Origin of the sequence: Rhizobium sp. BK456, assembly GCF_014194045.1 — a bacterium.
Taxonomy (GTDB): Bacteria; Pseudomonadota; Alphaproteobacteria; order Rhizobiales; family Rhizobiaceae; genus Rhizobium; species Rhizobium redzepovicii.
The window spans coordinates 12,181-33,146 of record NZ_JACIAO010000021.1; the positions used below are offsets into that span (position 1 = coordinate 12,181).

General features: G+C 61.6%; 24 protein-coding genes. 16 read left to right on the forward strand and 8 right to left on the reverse strand.

What is annotated here, in order from left to right:
• Nucleotides 1–43 precede the first annotated feature (43 nt).
• Both FHX03_RS33460 and FHX03_RS33465 read right to left on the reverse strand, forming a co-directional pair.
• The gene (locus tag FHX03_RS33460; protein WP_097629503.1) at nt 44–1,408 is read right to left on the reverse strand and encodes an MATE family efflux transporter; all 1,365 of its coding nucleotides are present in this window, start codon (nt 1,406–1,408) and stop codon (nt 44–46) included.
• Nucleotides 1,409–1,492: 84 nt separating this feature from the next.
• Nucleotides 1,493–1,933, reverse strand: coding sequence for a glyoxalase superfamily protein (locus tag FHX03_RS33465; protein ID WP_097629502.1), 441 nt, complete (start codon nt 1,931–1,933; stop codon nt 1,493–1,495).
• 353 nt (nt 1,934–2,286) lie between these two features.
• Here FHX03_RS33465 and FHX03_RS33470 point away from each other — a divergent pair, with 353 nt between their 5' ends.
• Nucleotides 2,287–2,619 carry a hypothetical protein gene (locus tag FHX03_RS33470; RefSeq protein ID WP_003587619.1) on the forward strand — a complete coding sequence of 111 codons (333 nt, stop codon included), beginning with the start codon at nt 2,287–2,289 and terminating at the stop codon, nt 2,617–2,619.
• Here the strand turns inward: FHX03_RS33470 and FHX03_RS34850 are convergent.
• Complete coding sequence (locus FHX03_RS34850; protein WP_097629515.1) at nt 2,570–2,818, reverse strand: hypothetical protein; 249 nt, start codon at nt 2,816–2,818, stop codon at nt 2,570–2,572. The two genes, FHX03_RS33470 and FHX03_RS34850, sit on opposite strands and share 50 nt — an antisense overlap.
• A gap of 90 nt (nt 2,819–2,908) precedes the next feature.
• Between FHX03_RS34850 and FHX03_RS33475 the strand changes: the two genes are divergently transcribed.
• Nucleotides 2,909–3,775, forward strand: coding sequence for a LysR family transcriptional regulator (locus tag FHX03_RS33475; RefSeq protein WP_097629501.1), 867 nt, complete (start codon nt 2,909–2,911; stop codon nt 3,773–3,775).
• 74 nt (nt 3,776–3,849) lie between these two features.
• On the opposite strand, the gene FHX03_RS33480 is transcribed toward FHX03_RS33475, so the two are convergent.
• A complete protein-coding gene (locus tag FHX03_RS33480) occupies nt 3,850–4,296 on the reverse strand; it encodes a host attachment protein (protein WP_097629514.1) in 447 nt (148 codons plus the stop codon).
• 159 nt (nt 4,297–4,455) lie between these two features.
• Here FHX03_RS33480 and FHX03_RS33485 point away from each other — a divergent pair, with 159 nt between their 5' ends.
• From FHX03_RS33485 to FHX03_RS33495, 3 genes are all read left to right on the forward strand, one after another.
• Nucleotides 4,456–4,857 (forward strand): DUF2177 family protein, encoded by a 402-nt coding sequence (locus FHX03_RS33485; protein ID WP_097629500.1) that lies wholly within the window; start codon nt 4,456–4,458, stop codon nt 4,855–4,857.
• A 241-nt stretch (nt 4,858–5,098) separates the two neighbouring features.
• Nucleotides 5,099–5,500 (forward strand): pilus protein PilZ, encoded by a 402-nt coding sequence (locus FHX03_RS33490; RefSeq protein WP_003569234.1) that lies wholly within the window; start codon nt 5,099–5,101, stop codon nt 5,498–5,500.
• Between the two features lie 105 nt (nt 5,501–5,605).
• The gene (locus tag FHX03_RS33495; protein ID WP_097629498.1) at nt 5,606–6,718 is read left to right on the forward strand and encodes a pyridoxal phosphate-dependent aminotransferase; all 1,113 of its coding nucleotides are present in this window, start codon (nt 5,606–5,608) and stop codon (nt 6,716–6,718) included.
• A gap of 200 nt (nt 6,719–6,918) precedes the next feature.
• Here the strand turns inward: FHX03_RS33495 and FHX03_RS33500 are convergent, their stop codons facing one another.
• A complete protein-coding gene (locus FHX03_RS33500) occupies nt 6,919–7,185 on the reverse strand; it encodes an SEL1-like repeat protein (RefSeq protein WP_003569238.1) in 267 nt (88 codons plus the stop codon).
• 511 nt (nt 7,186–7,696) lie between these two features.
• Here FHX03_RS33500 and FHX03_RS33505 point away from each other — a divergent pair.
• From FHX03_RS33505 to FHX03_RS33515, 3 genes are all read left to right on the forward strand, one after another.
• Nucleotides 7,697–8,035 carry a DUF2147 domain-containing protein gene (locus FHX03_RS33505; RefSeq protein ID WP_097629497.1) on the forward strand — a complete coding sequence of 113 codons (339 nt, stop codon included), beginning with the start codon at nt 7,697–7,699 and terminating at the stop codon, nt 8,033–8,035.
• A 265-nt stretch (nt 8,036–8,300) separates the two neighbouring features.
• Nucleotides 8,301–8,480 carry a hypothetical protein gene (locus FHX03_RS33510; RefSeq protein ID WP_003587629.1) on the forward strand — a complete coding sequence of 60 codons (180 nt, stop codon included), beginning with the start codon at nt 8,301–8,303 and terminating at the stop codon, nt 8,478–8,480.
• Between the two features lie 87 nt (nt 8,481–8,567).
• A complete protein-coding gene (locus FHX03_RS33515; RefSeq protein WP_097629496.1) occupies nt 8,568–10,070 on the forward strand; it encodes an AMP nucleosidase in 1,503 nt (500 codons plus the stop codon).
• A gap of 9 nt (nt 10,071–10,079) precedes the next feature.
• On the opposite strand, the gene FHX03_RS33520 is transcribed toward FHX03_RS33515, so the two are convergent.
• Entirely contained in the window at nt 10,080–10,295 is a 216-nt protein-coding gene (locus FHX03_RS33520; protein ID WP_097629495.1) for a hypothetical protein, read from the reverse strand.
• Between the two features lie 155 nt (nt 10,296–10,450).
• Here FHX03_RS33520 and FHX03_RS33525 point away from each other — a divergent pair, with 155 nt between their 5' ends.
• Genes FHX03_RS33525 through FHX03_RS33540 form a run of 4 tightly spaced genes read left to right on the forward strand, consistent with a single transcriptional unit; the run spans nt 10,451 to nt 12,790 of the window.
• Nucleotides 10,451–10,807, forward strand: a complete 357-nt coding sequence (locus tag FHX03_RS33525; protein WP_183857477.1) for a YciI family protein — start codon at nt 10,451–10,453, stop codon at nt 10,805–10,807.
• Between the two features lie 10 nt (nt 10,808–10,817).
• A complete protein-coding gene (locus tag FHX03_RS33530) occupies nt 10,818–11,177 on the forward strand; it encodes a YciI family protein (RefSeq protein WP_097629493.1) in 360 nt (119 codons plus the stop codon).
• Nucleotides 11,178–11,179: 2 nt separating this feature from the next.
• Nucleotides 11,180–11,539 carry a YciI family protein gene (locus FHX03_RS33535; RefSeq protein ID WP_183857479.1) on the forward strand — a complete coding sequence of 120 codons (360 nt, stop codon included), beginning with the start codon at nt 11,180–11,182 and terminating at the stop codon, nt 11,537–11,539.
• A 9-nt stretch (nt 11,540–11,548) separates the two neighbouring features.
• On the forward strand, nt 11,549–12,790 hold the full coding sequence (locus FHX03_RS33540; protein ID WP_183857481.1) for an RNA polymerase sigma factor: 1,242 nt from the start codon (nt 11,549–11,551) through the stop codon (nt 12,788–12,790).
• On the opposite strand, the gene FHX03_RS33545 is transcribed toward FHX03_RS33540, so the two are convergent.
• Entirely contained in the window at nt 12,758–13,720 is a 963-nt protein-coding gene (locus FHX03_RS33545; protein ID WP_183857483.1) for a lysylphosphatidylglycerol synthase domain-containing protein, read from the reverse strand. The genes FHX03_RS33540 and FHX03_RS33545 overlap by 33 nt on opposite strands.
• Nucleotides 13,721–13,898: 178 nt before the next feature.
• Between FHX03_RS33545 and FHX03_RS33550 the strand changes: the two genes are divergently transcribed.
• From FHX03_RS33550 to FHX03_RS33565, 4 genes are all read left to right on the forward strand, one after another.
• Complete coding sequence (locus FHX03_RS33550; protein ID WP_183857486.1) at nt 13,899–15,392, forward strand: ArnT family glycosyltransferase; 1,494 nt, start codon at nt 13,899–13,901, stop codon at nt 15,390–15,392.
• Nucleotides 15,393–15,530: 138 nt separating this feature from the next.
• Nucleotides 15,531–16,547 carry a glycosyltransferase family 2 protein gene (locus tag FHX03_RS33555; RefSeq protein WP_183857488.1) on the forward strand — a complete coding sequence of 339 codons (1,017 nt, stop codon included), beginning with the start codon at nt 15,531–15,533 and terminating at the stop codon, nt 16,545–16,547.
• Between the two features lie 12 nt (nt 16,548–16,559).
• The gene (locus tag FHX03_RS33560; protein WP_183857490.1) at nt 16,560–18,059 is read left to right on the forward strand and encodes a glycosyltransferase family 39 protein; all 1,500 of its coding nucleotides are present in this window, start codon (nt 16,560–16,562) and stop codon (nt 18,057–18,059) included.
• Entirely contained in the window at nt 18,060–19,547 is a 1,488-nt protein-coding gene (locus FHX03_RS33565) for an ArnT family glycosyltransferase (RefSeq protein WP_183857492.1), read from the forward strand.
• 6 nt (nt 19,548–19,553) lie between these two features.
• Here the strand turns inward: FHX03_RS33565 and FHX03_RS33570 are convergent, their stop codons facing one another.
• Nucleotides 19,554–20,921, reverse strand: coding sequence for an aspartate aminotransferase family protein (locus tag FHX03_RS33570; RefSeq protein ID WP_183857494.1), 1,368 nt, complete (start codon nt 20,919–20,921; stop codon nt 19,554–19,556).
• Nucleotides 20,922–20,966: the final 45 nt, after the last annotated feature.

Consider the following 20,966-nt stretch of genomic DNA (forward strand, 5'->3'; position numbering starts at 1 on the left):
CGGGATCGGCCAATAGCCGCGCTCCCCGCGCGGCTATTACGACTCAGGCGGGCAGAAGTCCGTAGCGCCAGCCGCGGTGCCTGGCATTCTGCGACAGCACCAGGAAGGCAAGAATGGACATGCCTGCCTCGGCAAAGACCGGCACCATCCAGATCCCTTGCTCGCCGAAGACGAAGGGCAGCAGGAAGGTGAGCGGCAGGGTGAAGAGATAGGGCCGCGACAGTCCGAAAATCGCCGCGCGCGGTGCATCGCCGATGGACTGGAAATAGGAAGACAGGATCAGCATCTGCCCGAAGAGGAAATAGGCGCCGATCGTCCAGGGCAGAATTCGCCTGACCTCGGCGACAATGGCGGGGTCAGTGACGAAGATGGCGCCGAGACGGCCGGCCAGCAGTTCGACGGCGATCTCGACCAGGCTGCAATAGACGAGTGCCGAAAGCATGGCGATCTGCAGGCTGCGGCCGACACGAAGCCCGAGGCCAGCGCCGTGATTGTTGCCGGCAATCGTCTGCAGGGCGATGCTGAGACCAAGCAGCGGCAGATAGGTGAAGGTCATGATCCGGGTGATGATGCCGTAAGCGGCGACCGTCGCGACATGATCTGCCACGCTCCAGAGCGAGATATTGACGAGAATGGCGGCGGATGCCAGCGATATGCCGATGAAGCCGAGGCTCATCGGCGCGCCGAAGGCGACGATGCCGCGCCATTCGGCAAGCGCGAAACCTCGAGAAGGCCTGAGTGCCGCCGGCCGGCGCCAACGATAGGCGAGCACGGCGGCGAGACAGACGAATTGCGAGGCGATGGAGCCGGCGGCCGAACCGAGCACGCCCCAATGCATCACCGCCATGAATAGCCAGTTGGCGAGGATGTTGAGCAGCGAGGCTGACAGCGTCACCAGCGTCATGAAACCGATCTTGCCTTCGCAGCGCAATCCGTCGAGATGCAGCGACAGGAAGAAGCTCACCGGCGCAAAGGCTATCATCGCGCCCATGAACAGCATGGCACCCTCGGCCACCGCGGCCGTACCGGCACCGGCGTCGATGATCTGGCGGCCCAGGGTCCAGTAGAGCATGTTGAGGATGAGGGTGACGGCCAGCGCCAGCATATGGGCGCCGGCAAATACCCTGCCCGCGCCCCGGCGATCGCCGGCCCCGAGCCGGCGCGCGAGGATGCTCGCCATGCCGTTCGAAACGAGCGATTGCAGGGCGATCAGAAGCATCAGACCCGGGAAAATCAGGCTGACGGCGGAGAGCGCGTCAGGGCCGACATAGGCGCCGAGAAAATAGGCGTCGACGACGGTGAAGAGGCCGTTGAGCGTGGTGATCGCGACGATCGGCGCCGCCGTCCTGATGAAGACGCCCGGCAACCAGCCGGTGAGAAAGGCATTGCCCTGGGAAAGATCGGTCATGGAGAAATCCGTGCGGGATGGCGAGGTCCGATCCGGGTAGAAAACATCCGGATTCAGGCGGCCTCAAAGGGAATCAAAAGTGATTTAGAGATCAAGCACCAGATGCGGCACGCCGTTCGAGGTTTTCCTCGGCGAGACGCCGTCGGCGTCGACCTGTCCGGTCACACGCCGGCGAAAGGCTGAAAAGCTCTCGAAGGTCACGACATCCACCGCTTCGTCGAAATGGATGGTGATCCTGTGGAGATCGCCGCCCGGCAGGGCCGAGAGCGAGAGGATTTCGCCGGTGAACGGCTGATTGAGATAACGGCCGCGAATATGCGCGCCGACGAAGAGCGGCGTCTTCGCAGCCGCATTGGCCTTTGCCGCTAGCGCCGCCAGCGTATTCCAGTCACGCGCGCCGTGCTGGCGGGCAATCATTTCCAAGGCGGCACTGTGGGTCAGCGCGGTGCCGCGATCGTTCATCGCCTGGCGCAGGCGTTTGGCCTGGGCCTTCAATTCGTCAATGGCAGGATAGGTGGTCGTCATGGAGTGAGCCTTCGCAAGGCATGCTCTTCGACTGTAGATGGGAGCTCGCATTGCCGCCAGTCAGCATGCACAAGGGCCGTGACCATGATCGCGAGGACTTCACCATGGATTTTCATCCGCGAGCGGCCGGTGCCTCGAACCGGCCTTTGTATGCGCGAAGGCTGCCGACATGTCAAGAATGGCTGACATTGAGCTGGAGTGAGCAAATTTGGGGCAAATCTGCCCGAAATCGGTGCGATTTTCCCGCAAGTCCCCCATAAGCATTCAATCTTCACAATGTTCTTCAGCAATCGTCAGCATTCTTCAACTAATATCCTGTGGTAGAACAAGCGGAGGCTAAAAGGGCCTTTCAGATGCACCTCGACACAGACCACCCCAAGCCGGAACGTGCTTACAGGGAATTCAAGCTCGACAGGCCCGGCAATATCATTTTCGTCGGCCACCACCTCAGCACCGGAACGCAGGTGCGCTGCCTGATCCGCACGATCACCCTTGCCGGCGCACTGCTCGAAGTCAGCCCGAACCTGGAAATGCCGAGCCATTTCTTCCTCGAAATCCTCGGCATCCATGACGAGATCGGCGCGACCATGGTCAAGCGCGAAGGCGAATGGGTGACGGTCAGCTTCAACATGCTGCTCAATCCGGAATTCCTGCACCACGTGCTGCGGCTGAGCTTCGAAACCTGAGGCTTCGTCCAAGCTGCGCCTTGTGGCGGCGCCATCTCCTCGTCTCGCCTCTTCTCGAGGCCAGGTATGCCATGATCGGAACGATCCAGAGAAGTCCGCGCCATTCCGGTCCATCGAGCGGATCGGCCATGGGATCGCGGCGCATGCGGCGACTGCGGGATTCGACTTCCTCGAACAGAATGATCCAGTTGAGAAGCATTGCTTCATCCTCCATCTATTGCTGGAGCACTTGAGCTAGGCCTTCACGCCTCTCCGATGTAGAGGCGCTGGGGAAAGGGGGTTTTCATCCATGAAAGATGCGAACTGGGACGACCTGCAGCTGTTCTTCCATGTCGCGACCGGCGGCGGGCTTTCGGCGGCAGCCGCGCGCACCGGCCTCAGCGCGCCGACGATCGGCCGGCGCATGCTGGCGCTCGAACGGGTGACGGGCCGATCGTTGTTCAGCCGCGGCCCCACCGGTTATCTGCTGGCGAAAGATGGGCAGGAACTGCTCGACCGCGTGCGGCTGATGCAGGATGCGGCGCGGGCGATCTCCGACTGGCGCGGCGAGGTTCTGACGCTGCCGATCGTCTCGACGGCCGCCGACAGCTGGACCTCGCGCTTCATCGCCGACCATCTCGCCAGCGTCTGGACGCCGAAAGACAGCTTCCGCATGTGCTACAAGACCTGCGATACCGGCGTCGATTTCACCTATCGCCAGGCGCATATCGCCGTTGGCCACAGCCGGCCCGACAGCGGCAACGTCGCGATCCGCCGCTCGGTCAAGGTGGCGCATGCGGCTTACCAGGCAGCGGATTATGACGCGTCCAACTGCAACTGGATCTCGCTCGGCACCGATACCGCCGTCACGCCGGCGGATAAATGGACGTTTGAGCAGCCGGACTACTGGATCACCAGTTGGACAAACACGCCGCATATGCTGTTTCATCTGATCCGCGGCGGCGCCGGCCGCGGCGTGCTTCCCTGTTTCATCGGCGATCAGGACCGCAAGCTTGTCCGCGCCGGGCCGCTCATCGACGCGCTGACCTACGATATGTGGATCGTCGCGCATGACGACGAGAGGCAACGGCCGGAGGTCAGAATCGTCATCGACCGCCTGGCAGCGCTCTTTGCCGATCATGAAGCGCTGTTTGCCGGGCAGAGCCCGGCGATATAAAGCGAAAACGCGGGCCGTCAAACCCGCGTTTTCCCTATCGCTTTGTTTTGGATGTCTGGGAGATCGGCTTACCCTCAAGCAGCGAGATGCCGCTCGATCTCGTCCACCGGCATATTGGTATAATCTTTTGCCACCTCCGCGGTGATCGCGGCTTGCGTGTCGGCACGAAGCGCCGGCCGCAATGTACCGAGCGCCTTTGGCGGTGCAACGATAACGATGCGACGGGCGTTCTTCTTCTGCACCAGCTCATCGAGCTTTTCGGCCACCTGTTTCAAAAATCCGGCTTCGGCCTGGTCCTGCCAACTGGTCTCCTCAACAGCGCTGCCGCTCAAGCCGTCTGCGGCATGGGTCCGGCCTGGCTTATCGGCGCCCATCTCGCGATCCGGCGCGCTCGGCTGCGTCAGGGTTTCAAGCACCTTTAGGTTCATCAGTTGAGCGTCGCCAGCATTCTGCATGATCAGAGCCTTGGCTCCGTCGCAGACCACGACCCATGATTCCCAAGGGATTTTGACGTTGGTCATTTTCAACTCCTCGCTGTCGTCATTCGAAGCGCGCCGTGCTTCATCGATCAAGGCAGAACGCCCGGCCATTGAAAGAGTTCGCAAAAATTGCAGCAAAATCGATCGGACAGCGATCCGATCGGCCGTTGCCGCGTAGAAAGACAGGTTCGGAGATCAACGATGAAAACAGCATTGTTTGCTTATGCCGGCACCTTTCTCACCCTTCTCGTCTGCGACGGGATCTGGCTTGGACTGGTGGCGCGCAATTTTTATCGCGACCAGCTGGGAGCGCTGATGCTGCCCTCGCCCAATCTTGCCGTCGCCGCGCTGTTTTATCTGTTCTTTGCCGCCGCGGTGGTTGTGCTTGCCGTGCTGCCGGCATTATCAGCGGGCTCGATCGCCACGGCCCTTCTCCACGGTGCCATTCTGGGACTGGCGGCCTATGGCACTTACGACATCACCAATCTCGCAACGCTCCGCAACTGGCCGCTCACGATGAGCCTCATTGACATGGCCTGGGGCACGTTGCTGACGGGGGTGACTGCCGTCGGCGGATATCTCGCCGTCAGAATCCTTGGCTGAAAACGAGACCTCCGGTTGAAAGCCCGCGTCCCGATAATGAACATCGGGGCGTCCCGCTTGGGAACAAAGTTTGAACTCGTTAAAATTGTAATTTTATCCTTGACGAATGTGCAAAACATTCGTGTGACCTTGATCGTGATCAAGACCCCGCTTGATCGTGATCAAGACCGCTCGCTTGTGATCAAGACCCGCATGCTTGTGATGAAGACCCCAAATGCGTCCTGACTGACGGAGAATGTGAATGTCTATGCTCCGCGCCACACACCTTGCCACGGTCAAATCCGCTGTCTACGACCTGCGCTGGGAAGAGTTCAGCGTCAAGCGGCCAGCCCGTATCGTCGCCGTCCGTCCATGCCTCACCGGCGTCTCGATGCGAAGCGCCGAGATCATCGATATCTCCCAAGGCGGCGCCACGTTCATCGTGTCGACCACCGCCGGCCTGCCGAAACATTATTATCTCAACATTCTCGGCCTCGCCTACCGGATCGGCTGTGCCGAGGTCTACCGTCACAAGGAACGCATCGGGGTGCGGTTCATCAATATCATGGACCCCGAAGTTCTGCGCCGCGTCGTCCGCACCGATTTCCTTGTCGGCAACATGGAAGCAATCGCCGCCCGGCGGGCGCCGATCTTCCGCGCGTAAAACAGGCCGACAACAAGCTGGTTGCAGAAATAATGTTGCTTGCGTCGGTGGTGGCCGGGCCTATTGTTGCGCCGATCGTCAACATATCCGGGAAACTGCCTTCGCATGTCCGCCTTTTCGCGCTTCACGCCTCTTGCCAGCGCCCTGCCCTCCACTGTTCCCTTCGTCGGTCCCGAGGCGATCGAGCGCCAGCGCGGGTTTGCCGTTTCGGCTCGCATCGGCGCCAATGAGAATGGCTTCGGCCCCGCTCCTTCGGTGTTTGCAGCGATGCGCGAGGAGGCCGGCAATATCTGGAAATACAATGACCCGGAGAATTTCGCTCTCCGGCACGCGCTTGCAGACCATCTCGGCGTCCCCGCTGCCAATATCGCCATCGGCAGCGGCATCGACGAATTGCTCGGCCAGATCGTCCGGCTGGTGATCGAGCCCGGCGCGCCGGTCGTCACCTCGCTCGGCGCCTATCCGACCTTCAATTTCCACGTCGCCGGCTTCGGCGGCCGGCTTGTGACCGTTCCTTACGCCAACGACCGCGAGGATCTCGACGGCCTGCTCGATGCCGTCAAACGGGAGAACGCGCCGCTCGTCTATTTCGCCAATCCCGACAATCCGATGGGAAGCTGGTGGGATGCCGACAGGATCGTCGCCTTCGCCCGGGCGCTGCCCGAGACGACGCTGATGGTACTCGACGAGGCCTATAGCGAGACCGGGCCGGCAAGCGCGCTGCCGTCGATCGCCTCGCTGATCGAACTGCCGAACGTCGTTCGCACCCGCACCTTCTCCAAGGCCTACGGACTGGCCGGCTCACGCACCGGTTACGTGATTTCGACGGCCGGGACGGCGCAGGCTTTCGACAAGATCCGCAATCATTTCGGCATGAACCGGCTGGCGACGGCCGCAGCCCTTGCCGCTCTCAAGGACCAGGCCTATCTCGCCGAGGTAGTCGGGAAAATCCAGGCGGCGCGGGAGCGGATCGGCGGCATCGCCCGGGCAAACGGGTTTGAGCCCCTGCCCTCGGCTACGAATTTCGTGGCGATCGACGCCGGCCGCGATGGCGCCTATGCGCGGGCGATCGTCGACGGGCTGATGGAACGCGGCGTCTTCATCCGCATGCCCGGCGTGGCGCCACTCAATCGCTGCATTCGCGTCAGCGTCGGGCCGGAGGCGGATATGGCGCTGTTCGAAGACGCGCTGCCGCAGGTGCTGAAACAGATCGGCTGATAGAGCATGATGCCGAAAAGTGTCAGCGGTTTTCGGGCGACATCATGCTCTTACAGTTGATGTAAAACAGCAGAACCGCGGCCGGTGGAGGATCCGGCCGCGGTTCCGTTCTCCTGGCGTCGGGCCCATCGAAAGCGCCCTGCCGGCTCCCCTCTTTCCGAGGTTCTTATATCCATTCCCGCCGGGTCGGCAGGACAGGTTCAGTGGACCGTCATCCATTCGCGGGCGGCGCGCAGCGCCGCCACGATCTGCATCTTGTCCATGGCGGCGGCCACATCCGCACGAAGCTCGGCGGCGCGATCGTTGCCCTTGATTGCGGCGATGTTCAGCCATTTGTGGGCTGCGACCAGATCGACTTCGCAGCCGCGGCCGGTCGCATACATCAGACCCATTTCACAGAAGACATCGGCGCTGTTGTCGCCACCCATGGTGGCCGTTTCAGCATTGTGCATTTCAAAGCGTGCCATCGGTTTTATCCCTGTTAGCCTGTTTATGACTTACCCTGTTTTACCTCCGGGCCTTGCCGTCTATCGCGGCTTGCGGCCCTTGCGGTCCGGCGGGTTTGCCCCGCTCGTTTGATGGCTTCACTATGCCGAACGGCTTTCAAAAAACGCCTAAAATGCATGATTAATTCTAGACAAACAAAGTGCAAATGCTTGGTAAATTTGGGTTTTTGTTAAACATCAGATGCCTTGTAGCTTAAGGATTTTCGCTCGAATTTTACGAAAGATTCAGATCTGAAAATAAAGGGATCGTTCATCATGAAATCAGCAGCCGAAATTTTGAAAGGTCGCCGCATGAGTGTTTCTCGGCGCTTTTTCCGCCGCTAAAGCTTGTTGTTTTTATGCATGTCGTTATCCCGGGACCGCTGCACACTGCCGGGCGACATGCATTAGCCTGGAAAATGACCACGCATATTTACCTTTACGTTCGCGTCAGTTAATTTCGCGCCCGATCAGGGACATCATGGAGGAAAAGATGATCCGCAGCTTCGTTCTCGCCAGCGCCATCGCAATGATCTCGGGCATCGCCCATGCTGAAGAGCCGATCGTCGGCAGCTGGAAAACAGCCGCCGGCGACACGGCAGTGATCGTCTCCTGCGGCGGCAGTTATTGCGTGACGTTGAAGACCGGTAAATATGCCGGCCGGAAGATCGGCACGCTTGCGGGAACCGGCGGCAGCTATGCCGGGGAGATCACCGACCCGGCCGCCGACAAGACCTATAGCGGCTCGGGCAAGATTTCCGGCAATTCGCTGAGGATGCAGGGCTGCGTGATGAAAGTGCTCTGCAAGTCACAGACCTGGACGCGGCTCTGAGCGCATCAGGCAGTTCAACAACGATCATCAGACGCGGGAATGCCGATGCACCGGCATTCCCGCGGCCTTTCTGCCCCTTCGCCCGGACGCCGCGGGAAAGCCTAACGCGTGGGAGCGTGGCCCTGAAAAACCCTCTTCTCTCCCGATCCCGCCCCCAGCGTGCCCGGCAAGGTGAACGGTGGATGAACCGGTATCTCAGCACTCATTCAGCCGCCCCATGGCAAAACTGTTGTCACGATAGAGTTGCGTATCGGGGGGAACGGCGATGGACATGTATATCCTGGCAAAACGGTTCAGCATTATCACACTGTTTGCGGCGATCTTCGCTGTCACGTTTTCGGCGGTGGTGGTGCATAATGGCGGAGGTGGCGCACAGTCGCATTTCGGCGCGAGCTATACCTGCCTGGAACGAAACGGCACTTTCTGCGCGCCATCGGTGCACTGACGATATCCGACACCAAAGAGGATAAAATAATCAGATTCCGCCGGGGCGCGTCGTTTGCTTGTCAAAAACAAGTCTCTATAATGCGTCATGAACAAACGAATCTCCCCTTTGTCGCCGCTCGACATATCTTCGCCACCTCCTTTCCAGCCTCAGAGCTTTGATGATCCCGCCAAGGCGGTGGAAGCGCTGACGGCGCTTTACGAGCGCAATACAGCGTTCCTGATCAAGAGCTTCACCGAGCTTGCGCAAGGCGCTCCGATCTCCTCGCGCTACCGTGCTTTCTATCCCCAGGTCAGCATCGAGACGACAAGCTTCGGCCACGTCGATTCGCGCCTTTCCTACGGCCACGTCACGGCACCGGGCATCTATACGACGACGGTCACCCGGCCGAAGCTCTTCAAACATTACTTGAAGGAGCAGTTGGCGCTCCTGGTGAAGAGCCACAATGTTCCGGTCATCGTTTCGGAATCGACGACGCCGATCCCCTTGCACTTCGCCTTCGGCGAGGGTGCGCATGTGGAAGCATCGACCAACGCCTTCATCGACATTCCGATGCGCGATATTTTCGACACGCCGGATCTCAACACCACCGACGACGAGATCGCCAATGGCGAATATATCCCGCCGCCGGGAGAGCCCTCGCCGCTTGCGCCGTTCACCGCGCAACGCATCGACTATTCGCTCGCCCGTCTGTCGCATTATACCGCGACGCATGCCGAGCACTTCCAGAATTTCGTGCTGTTTACGAACTACCAGTTCTATATCGATGAATTCTGCAGCTGGGCGCGCAAGCTGATGGCGGAGGGCGGCGACGGCTACACCGCCTTCGTCGAGCCCGGCAACATCGTCACCCTGCCGGGCTCGAGCGCGCCGGAAACGGATGCGGCACTCGCCCGCCTGCCGCAGATGCCGGCCTACCATCTGAAGAAGAAGGGGCATGCCGGGATCACTATGATCAATATCGGCGTCGGCCCCTCCAACGCCAAGACGATCACCGACCACGTCGCGGTGCTGCGCCCGCATGCCTGGCTGATGCTCGGCCACTGCGCCGGTCTGCGCAACAGCCAGCGGCTGGGCGACTACGTGCTTGCCCATGCCTATATGCGCGAAGACCATGTGCTCGATGACGACCTGCCGGTCTGGGTGCCTATCCCGGCGCTCGCCGAAGTGCAGGTGGCGCTGGAGGCAGCCGTTGCCGAAATCACCGGCTACGAGGGCTTCGAGCTGAAACGCATCATGCGCACCGGCACCGTCGGCACCATCGACAACCGCAACTGGGAACTGCGCGACCAGCGCGGGCCGGTGAAGCGGCTCTCGCAGGCGCGCGCCATCGCGCTCGACATGGAGTCGGCGACGATCGCCGCCAACGGCTTCCGCTTCCGCGTGCCCTACGGCACGCTGCTCTGTGTCTCCGACAAGCCGCTGCACGGCGAATTGAAGCTGCCGGGCATGGCGACCGCCTTCTACCGCACGCAGGTCAACCAGCATCTGCAGATCGGCATCCGCGCCGTGCAGAAGCTCGCCGCCATGCCGACGGAAGCGCTGCATTCACGCAAACTGCGCAGCTTCTTCGAAACCGCCTTCCAATAGGCGGTTTCCTCACCGTCCCGCCACGACAGGTGCTGGGTGGTCCGCAAGCATCTGCGGTCTGCCGGCGGCGGCATTCAGCCCTGATATCAGCAGGGTGAAGGCGATGAAGGCGAAAGCGGTGCGCTGGAGAATCTTCAGACCGTCGCTTTCATCGAACTTAGGCTGACGCTTTTCATGGCGGCGTGCCCAGATCTGGCTTGCCAGCGCGATTTCAAGAATGCTCATTTCAGTTCTCCTCGACAGGTTTCGATGAAGCCTTGTCGAGTGCTGCCTTGCGATTTCGACACCTGACCGGCACAAAGATTTTTTTCCGCCGCTGTCGAAATGTACGGAGGTCGTTCGTCCAGGGGTATGGAACACGGCAAAGGAGGCTGCCTGCGATGAAATATCTCTGTCAGGTGTGGTTCGACGGCGCGATACTCGACGCCATGACGAAAGAAGAGAAGGCCGAGCTCGACGCGAATTCGCTGAACTACGACAAGGATCTCGCCGAAAGCGGGAATATGATCGTCGCCCAGGCGCTGCAGCAGCCGAAATCGGCGGTGACGGTCCGGGTGCGCAGCGGCGAAATGTCGGTCACGGACGGTCCCTTCGTCGAGACCAAGGAGGCGCTCGGCGGCTTCATCCTGATCGAGGCCAAGGACCTCAACGACGCGATCCGCATTGCCGCCGGCATCCCGCTTGCCAGGCTCGGCGCGATCGAGGTGCGGCCCATTCACGAATTCGCAGCTCAATGAGGAGGTACCAATGAAGTTTTTATGCCAGATCTGGTTCGACACGGAAAAAAGCAAGCTGGTCCCTCAGAGCGAATGGGATGCGCTCACACAGGAATGCATCGCCAGCGACAATCGCTGGCGCGACAGCGGTCATCTGCAAGCGGCGTTCGCCTTGCATGAGCCGTCAATGGCGATCACGGTCCGTCTGCACAATGGCGAAGTCTCCGCGACCGATGGACCGTTTGCCGAGATCAAAGAGCATCTCGGCGGTTTTGTGTTGATCGAAGCCGAGAATATCGAGGAGGCGAAGACCATCGCCTCCAGTTTTCCCATCCTCAAATATTGCTCGATCGAAGTGCGCCCGGCCTATTCCATTCAGGATGGGAGATAGGCATGCGCTACATCTGCCTGATCTACAATTGCGCCGATACCGACGGCACGCTGACACCTGATGAAACCGATGACCTTATCAAAGCGCATTTCGCCTTCGACGAGGAACTGCGCCGCGACGGCATCATGATCCATGCCGATGCGCTAGAGATGCCCGACAAGGCGACCGTGCTGCGTGTGCGAAACAGTGCGCTGTCTGTGACCGACGGCCCTTATGTCGAGACGAAGGAACATCTGGCCGGCTTCTACGTCATCGAGGCGCCTGACATGGCGGCGGCAAGAGAAATTGCCGGGCGGATCCCCTCGGCGCGCTTCGGCGCGGTCGAACTGCGGCCCGTGCGGATGCTGACGCTGCCGGACTGAGGTGCCAGATTGGAAAACGTGATCGACGAGATCTACCGAACACAGTCGCGCCGGGTGCTGGCGACGCTGATCCGCCTGCTCGGCGATTTCGACCGGGCCGAGGAAGCGCTCCACGACGCCTTTGCCGCGGCCGCCAAGACATGGCCGGCGGATGGCATTCCCGGCAACCCCTTCGCCTGGCTGGTCTCGGCGGGCCGCTTCAAGGCAATCGACACGATCCGGCGGCGGGCGCGTTTCGATGCTTCGCAGCACCACATCGAGGACAGCCTCTACACGCCCGAGGCAACTTACATCAGCGACATGGAACCGATCGAGGACGACATGCTACGGCTGATTTTCACCTGCTGCCATCCCGCCATTCCTGCCGATGCGCAGATGGCAATGGCGCTTCGGGAAATCTGCGGACTGACCACCGAAGAAATCGCCCATGCCTTCCTCGTGCCGGCACCGACGATTGCCCAGCGGATCGTCCGCGCCAAAGGCAGGATTCGGGCTGAGAAGATCCCCTACGAGGTGCCGGGCCACGAGGCGCTGCCGCAGCGGCTCGAGCAGGTTCTGCACGTGATCTACCTTGTCTTCAACGAGGGCTATTCCGCTTCTTCGGGCGAAGACGTGGTCCGTGCCGACCTGACCGCAGAGGCAATCCGTCTGGCACGGCTGCTTCTGGCGCTGCTGCCGCATCCCGACGTCTCCGGCCTGCTGGCGCTGATGCTGCTGCAGGAGTCCCGCCGCACCGCCCGCAGCAGCGAGCGGGGGGCGCTGGTGCTGCTTGCCGATCAGGACCGCTCGCTCTGGGATCATGCGAAGATTGGGGAAGGCCTGGCGCTGCTTGCCGAAACAATGAGAGCAGGAGAGATCGGCAGCTTTACGCTGCAGGCGGCGATCGCCGCCGAGCATGCCAGGGCACCGGTTGCGGAAGAGACCGACTGGCGGCGGATCGCCTTCTACTACGATCTGCTTCTGACGGCCCAGCCCTCCCCGATCGTCGAACTCAACCGCGCCGTGGCGATCGCGATGGCGGAGGGGCCGGCGAAGGGGCTGGAACTGATCGACGCCATTCTGGAGCGCCGGGAACTGCAGACCTATCATCTCGCCCATTCGGCGCGCGCCGATTTCCTGCGCCGCCTTGGCCGGAGGCAGGAGGCGATCGCAGCCTATGAGAAAGCGCTGTCGCTCTGCCGGCAGGAGCCGGAGCAGGTCTTCTTAAGAAAGCGCATTTCAGAGCTTGCCGCGACGCCCGAGCGGCAGTGAGATCGCCGTGCCGGTGAGCGCCGAGACGATGATCAGCAGGTGGGCATTGACGCTGGCCTGGGCGAGCGCGGCCAGGGCCAGCCGCTCGCTCGAAGCCCCGAGAGCAATGGCGCCGGCGGTGATGCCGGCCGGATAGGTGCCGACGCCGCCCGGCGCATGGACCGGCAGCACGGAGGAAAGCTCGCCGCCGAGCGCGCCGCCGAAGCTTGCCGCTATCGGCAGCACGCCCATCAGGCCGAGCGCCCAGGCCAGCACCATGACCTTTACCAGCCAGTTGACGATGGTCATCGCCCAGGCGCGCGCAAAGGCGACGGCATCGAGCGGCAAACCGTTTTCGATCTCGGCGACGAATTTCCGCGCCTTTTCCGGCAGCAGCCTGGCAGCGAGGCGCAGCAGCGGCTTGCGGGCGGCAAAGGCTGCGACCGGCAGCAGCAGAAAGCCGGTCCAGAGCGACCAGGCAACGATCGGATCGGCGGAGGCGACGGCAAAACCGATGCCGGCGGCAGCGACAAGCGCGTGCAGGTCGAGCAGCCGCATGACGAGGAGTGCCGAAGTTGCACGCGTCAGCGGAATGCCGAACTCCGAGCGCATCAGCAGTGGAAAGCTGGTCTCGCCGGTGCGGAAGGGCAGCATGATGTTCAACAGGTTGTGGATCTGCGTGACGCGGAAGAGGACGGCGAACCGGCCGGCCGTCTCCTTCGGAAAGTAGTCATAGATGCGCCAGGTGCGCAGGAAATAGGTGCTCGTCAACAGCACCAGCGCGCCGATCACCGGGCCGGCGCCGACATCGGCCCACTGCCGGATAATGACGGGCCAACCCCAGAACCATTGGATGAAGAGGGCATAGGCTGCGACAATGACGACCGTCAGCACCGTCATGCGATTGCGCATAAACCAGGATTGCCGGCTTTCAACGATCGAACTCTTCATGTAGTAGGCATTCCTCGCTTGGCGTCGGCATCGGCCCCGTTCGCCAGGCCTTTTAGGAGAAATGACGGTTGCGCACAACGGCGGAGTTGATGGGCGATGGCAGCGAACACGCTTCCCCGCCGACGATCCGAGCGCTGACCGCTAAATCACTCGCCTTGCCGGCTTGACGCGGAGATCGATGTTGGAGCGGATTACCAGAAACATTCCGAGCGCAAGCCTTTTTCTGGCAGCCTATTTCCTGCTCAATATCGCGCTTCGCATCGCCTTGCCGCATACGCTCGATCTCGACGAGGCCGAGCAATCCTTCTATTCGCAATACCTGCTTGCAGGCTACGGCCCGCAACCGCCGTTCTACAACTGGATCCAATATGCCATCGTTTCGGTGACCGGCATATCGATGTGGGTGCTCTCGGTCCCGAAGAACATCATTCTCTTCGGCTGCTATGTATTCTATGGGCTTGCCGCCCGCGAGGTGCTGAAGAACCGTTCGCTCGCAGCCGTCGCCATGCTGAGCCTGATTACGCTGCCGCAGGTGGGTCTGATGGCGCAGCGCGAATTGACACATACCGTCGCGCTCTTGTTTGCGACCTCGCTCTTCCTCTTCGGTTTTTTCCGTACACTGCGCCAGCCGACGATTACAAGCTTCCTGGTCATCGGCATCGCCACCGGCATCGGGCTGATCTCGAAATATAATTTCGCCATCCTGCCGGCCTCAGCGCTCATCGCCGTGCTGCCGGACCGTGAGTGGCGCAGCCGCCTCATCGACTGGCGCTTGCTGCCGGCGACCGTCGTCGCCATCCTGATCGTGCTGCCGCATGCGCTCTGGCTGCCCGACAATCTCCTCAGCGCCTCTGCGCCGACACTGGAGCGGATGACCGCCGAACATGTGGCGCCTGCAGGCATCCCCCGTATCGGACAAGGACTATTATCTCTCCTCATCGCCGTGCTCGGCTTCGTCGCATTGCCGATCGTTCTGCTTGCCGCCGCCTTTCGGCGGGATTTCTTTCGCGCGCTGTCCTCGTCCAGCCCGATGATCCGGGTGATCGAGCGGATGATGCTCGTCAGCCTGCTCGCTTTCGTCGGCGTGATCCTCGTCGCCGGCGCAAGCGATATTCACGAGCGCTGGCTCGACCCCTGCCTGCTCGTCCTGCCGATCTATCTGTTCCTGAAACTGAAAACCGCAGATGTCGATCTTTCCGCCGGCCTTGCGCGCTTCCGCCCCGTCGTACCGGTGTTCATGGTGATCATCCTGTCGATCCTTCTCTTCCGGATCATCGGCATTCAATACATCGGCACCTATACGAGAACGAACGTCCCCTTCGCCGGCTACGTCGCCGAACTGACCGCGACCCGCAAGCCGGTTCTCATCGTGGCTGGAACCAAGTTCGTCGCCGGCAATATGAAGCTTCAACTACCCGATGTTCCGGTGGTGATACCGTTCTTCCCGGGTTCCGGGGTTCCCGAATATGCGACGGCGAAGGGGCCGGTGCTGGTTATCTGGCGCGGCGAGACCGCAGATGACCCGACAATTTCCCCCGGCTTTGCCAACGATCTGGTGAGATCGGGCATTCATCTGCAGGAGTTGAACACGTTGACGCTGCCCTATCTCTTCGGTGACGGCAAACGCAGTTTCTCCATCGGTTATTCCTGGGTGGAGGGGGGCGCGAAATAGCGTTCCCACAGGTCGGCCGATTGCGGGGAAACCGGCATTGTCCGCTGGCAACCGGTGGACACTTCATGTACTAGCCTTCCGCAAGCGCGGCGGCGGCAGTAAAGATTGCCTGGCCGTCCGGCCTTTTGGAGATGAAAGTTGCAGACAACCGTAGAGCCCATGCGCGGTACGACTGATCCGATACAATCGCTCGAGCTGTCGCTGGTCGTGCCCATTTTCAACGAAGAGGAAAGCGTCGGTCCGCTCGTCGAGCGCGTCGTGGCTGCGATGGCCGGGTATCCCCATCACTGGGAGTTGATCCTCATCGACGACGGCAGCACGGATGCGACGCTCGTCAACGCCCGCAAATTCGTCGGACGCGAAGGGCTGGCGCTCAGGATCGTCGAGCTGCAGCGCAATTTCGGCCAGACCGCCGCCATGCAGGCCGGTATCGACACCGCCCAGGGCCGCCTGATTGCAACGATGGACGGCGACCTGCAGAACGATCCGAAGGACATTCCTTCGATGGTCGCCGAATTGGAACGGCGTGAACTCGACCTCCTGGTGGGATGGCGCAAGAACCGCAAGGACGGTCTGTTCCTGCGTAAGATCCCATCCTGGTGCGCCAACTACCTGATCGGCCGCATCACCGGCGTCAAGCTGCACGATTACGGCTGCAGCCTGAAGATCTATCGTGCCTCGATCATCAAGCAGGTGAAGCTGATGGGCGAAATGCACCGCTTCATCCCGGCCTGGGTGGCGGGCGTCGTCCCGAGCTCGCGCATCGGAGAGATGGCCGTCACCCACCATGCCCGCGAGCACGGCGTTTCGAAATACGGTATCTCGCGCACCTTCCGCGTCATCCTCGACCTGTTGTCGGTGATGTTCTTCATGCGCTACAAGGCCCGGCCCGGGCATTTCTTCGGCTCGCTGGGACTTGGCCTCGGCGCGGTCGCCATGCTGATCCTCCTCTATCTCGGCTTCGACAAGTTCATCATGGGCAACGATATCGGCACGCGCCCGATGCTGATGGTCGGCGTCGTGCTGCTGCTGTCGTCGGTGCAGATGATCACAACCGGCATCCTGGCGGAGATGATCGCGCGCACTTACTACCGCGACGATGCCTCGCCGAACTATATCGTGCGGCAGATCTTCGACGATCGAAGCCAAGCCTAAGCCGGCAGCACGATGCTGGAGCGCGCGACGAGGACGATCAAAACCGCGGGCCTGCTGCTTGCGGCCTATTTCGTGCTCAACATCGTGCTGCGCATCGCGCTTCCGCATTCGCTGGAGCTCGACGAGGCAGAGCAATCCTTCTTCTCGCAATATCTGCTGGCGGGCTACGGCCCACAGCCGCCCTTCTACAACTGGATGCAATATGCCGTCGTTTCTGTGACGGGCATGTCGATCGGCGCGCTGATCGTGCCGAAGAACATCCTGCTCTTCCTGTGCTACCTTTTTTACGGCCTTGCCGGGCGCGAAGTCTTAAAGGATCAGGCGCTTGCCGCCATCGGCATGCTGGCGCTGATCACGTTGCCCCAGGTCTCCTTTATGGCCCAGCAGGATCTGACCCACACGACGGCGCTGCTCTTTGCCAGCGCATTGTTTCTCTACGGCTTCTTCCGCGCGCTCGACCGGCCCGCTATCGGCAGCTATCTGCTGCTCGGGCTTGCCACGGGCATCGGGCTGATCTCGAAATATAATTTCGCGCTGATGCCGGCCGCTGCCTTGATCGCCATACTCCCGGATGCCGAATGGCGGCGCAGGGCGATCGACTGGCGCATGCTGGCGGCGATCGCCGTCGCGCTCGTCATCATCCTGCCGCACGCGATCTGGCTGCGGGACAATCTCGCATTCGCATCCTCCGATACTCTGGTGAAGATGGCCGCCGGCAACGAACCGGCCGGCATCGCGCGAGCCGGCAAAGGCCTCATCGCCTTTGTCGTCGCCATCATCGCCTTTGCGGCCCTGCCGGTCGCAATCTTCGCCGCCGCTTTCCGCCCGGATTTTGTTCGTGCCGTTTCGGCCGGCAACCGCTGGACCCGGATGATCGAGCGGATGATGCTCGCAAGCCTTGCCGGCATCGTTCTCATCGTGCTCTTCACCGGTTCCACCACCGTGCGCGAGCGCTGGCTCGACCCGTTCCTGCTGGTGCTGCCGATCTATTTCCTGGCGAAGATGCAGGCTGCCGGCATCGACCTTTCCGCGGGGCTGCGCCGCCTCCGGCCGGTGCTGCCCGTGCTGATGGCTTGCGTGCTGATCGCGCTCGGCCTGCGTGTCGTCGGCGCCGGCCTGTTCGGCGTCTACGCGAGGCCGAACGTGCCGATGGCGGGCCTTTCCCGCGAGATGACGCGGCAGGCGGAACCGGCGCTGGTGATCGCCTCGGACACCTATATCGGCGGAAACATGCGGCTGCAATTTCCCGATGTGCCGGTGATCATCCCGGATTTTCCGGCACCGGGCATTCCCGCCTATGCCGAGGCGAAGGGACCGGTGCTGGTCGTCTGGCGCGGCAAGAAGACGGCGACGGCCGCCGATGCGGTCATGCCGGAACGGTTTTCGTCGGCACTGGCAACGGCGGGCATTGCGTCGCAGGAGATCGGCTCGCTGTCGCTTCCCTATTATTTCGGCCGCCAGGGCGATAATTTCGCGCTGGGCTATGCCTGGGTTCAGCCGGGGACCAGATAGATGACCGAAACCGACAGCCGCGACATCCGCTGGATTTTCGTCCTGCTGGCCGCCTATTTCGTGCTTCAGATCGGCGTGCGGCTGGCGACCTCGCATTCGCTCGATCTCGACGAGGCCGAACAGGCCTTCCGCTCGCAATGGCTTGCCGCCGGCTACGGCCCGCAGCCGCCCTTCTACAACTGGCTGCAATACACCGTCTTCCAATTTACAGGCGTGTCGCTTGCCGCACTTTCGGTGGTCAAGAACCTTCTGCTGTTCATCTCCTATCTGCTGTACGGCTTGACCGCACGGCTCGTCCTGCGCGACAGGGCGCTGGTGGCGATATCGACGCTGGGGCTGCTGACCATCCCGCAGATGGTTTTCGAGATGCAGCGCGACCTGACGCATACAGTCGCGGTATTCTTCTCGGCCAGCATCTTCTTCTACGGCTTCATCCGCAGCCTGAAGCAGCCGGGCCTTGCTTCCTATCTGATCGCCGGCATCGGCATCGGTTTCGGCCTGCTGGCCAAATATAATTTCGCAATCCTGCCGGCGGCAGCGCTGATTGCCGCGCTGGCGGATGCGCGTCTGCGGCCGCGCATCTTCGACCGGCGGCTGCTACTGACCGCTGTCGTGGCGCTTATCATCGTCCTGCCGCATCTCTTCTGGCTGAAGGACAATCTCGATTTCGCCACCGCCCGCACGCTGGAGAAGATGACCGCGAGCGGTGATGCGAGCTATTTCATGCAGGTCACCATGGGTGTCAGCTCGCTTGCTCTGGCCATCATCAGCTTTGCCGGATTGACCGTGGCGGTCTTCGCCATCGTCTTCGGCAACGCTCTTCGCCCGGCGCTCACCGCCGGCTCGGAATGGACGCAGCTCATCGAGCGGATGATGCTCGTCTTCCTCATCGGCATTCTCTTTCTGATCGTCTTCGGCGGCGCGGCCGGCATCAAGGATCGCTGGCTGGTACCGATGCTCTTCATCCTGCCGCTCTATTTCTGCTTGAAGATCGAGGCCGCCGGCGTCACGACAGGTAGGGCGTTCAGGCGTTTCATGGTCGCCGTCGCCATCATCATGATCGGCGTACCGGCCGCCCTTTACGCCAGCGTCGCGGCGGCACGCTTTTCCGGTCATTACGAACGATTGAACAGGCCCTATGCCACGATGCTGGAAAGCTTGCGAAAACAGGCCGAGCCGACGGCGATCCTCGCCGGCGACAGCCTGCTTGCCGGCAATCTCAGGCAGGATATTCCCGGCGTGCCGGTCCTCTCCGTCGATTATCCCGGTTTCAACCCCGATCTGACCGGCCGGCGACCACTTCTCCTCGTCTGGCTGATACCGCCTAAGGGCGGCAGCGAAGCACTCCCGCCTGATATGGCGCAATGGCTCCAAGCCAATCTCGGCGCATCCGCACCTGAGGGATTGGTGATCGACGTGCCCTATTTCTACAGGCGCGGCGACGACAGCTACCGTTTCGGCTATGCCTGGATCAACCAGCTGAACTGAGCGAAATCAGGATTTCAGCTCCTTCCAGGCCAAATCCAGCGCCAGCCTGGTAATCCTTGCCATCTCGTCCACCTCCGCATGGCTGATGACGAGCGGTGGCGAGGCGAGCATGCGGTCGCCGGTGGCGCGCAGCACGAGGCCGTTGGCGAGCGCGTGGTTGCGCACCAGCGCCCCGACCTGATCGGGTTTTTCAAAACGGGCGCGGGTGCTTTTGTCGGCGGCAAGCTGCAGGGCGCCCATCAGGCCGATGCTGACGGCCTCACCGACGAGATCATGATCAACGAGCGCCGCCCAAGCCCTGCCGAAATAGGGGCCGATATCGTCGCGCACGCGTTCGACCAGTTTCTCCTCCTCGATGATGCACAGGTTTTCGAGGGCGGCGGCCGCACAGACCGGATGGCCGGAATAGGTGAAGCCGTGATTGAACTCGCCGACCTCGTTGATCAGCACATCGGCGATGCGGTCGCTGACGAGGACGCCGCCGATCGGCAGGTAGCCGGAGGACAGCCCCTTGGCGATCGGCGCGAGATCCGGCTCGACGCCGAAATGCTGGTGGCCGAACCAGGCGCCCAACCGGCCAAAACCGCAGATCACCTCGTCGGTTACCAACAGGATATTGCGCGCCTTGCAGATGCGGTCAATCTCCGGCCAATAGGTCTCGGGCGGGATGATGACGCCGGCAGCGCCTTGCACCGGCTCGGCGACGAAGGCCGCGACGTTCTCTTCGCCCAGTTCGTCGATCTTCGCTTCGAGCTCGCGGGCGACCTTGAGGCCGAATTCATCAGGCGAGAGATCGCCGCCCTCGCCGTACCAGTAAGGCTGGCCGATATGGACAATGCCCGGGATCGGCAGGTCGCCTTGCTCGTGCATATATTTCATGCCGCCAAGGCTGGCGCCGGCGACGGTCGAACCGTGATAGCCGTTCTTTCTCGCGATGACGATCTTCTTCGACGGCTTGCCGACGGCGCTCCAGTAAACACGGGCCATGCGGAACCAGGTGTCGTTCGCCTCCGAGCCGGAGCCGGTGAAGAAGATGTGGTTGAAACGCGGCCCGGCATGGGCGGTGACTTTCTGCGCCAGCAGCGTCGCCGGCGCCGAACTCGTGCCGAAGAAGGTGTTGTAATAGGACAGCTCGTTCATCTGCCGTGCGACGGCCTCGGTGATTTCCCGGCGACCATAGCCGATATTGACGCACCAGAGGCCGGCAAAGCCGTCGAGATATTTCCTGCCGTGATTGTCGAAGATATGGACGCCCTCGCCGCGCTGGATGATGCGCGTGCCATCGGCATTCAGCTTCTTCATGTCGGCGAAGGGATGCAGGTGATGCGCGGCGTCGATCGCCTCAAGGTTCGGGGGTGGGGAAGTATCGGGCATAAGGTGAGGACCCTCGCGGATTGAAAGGCTGCTATCGATGGGATA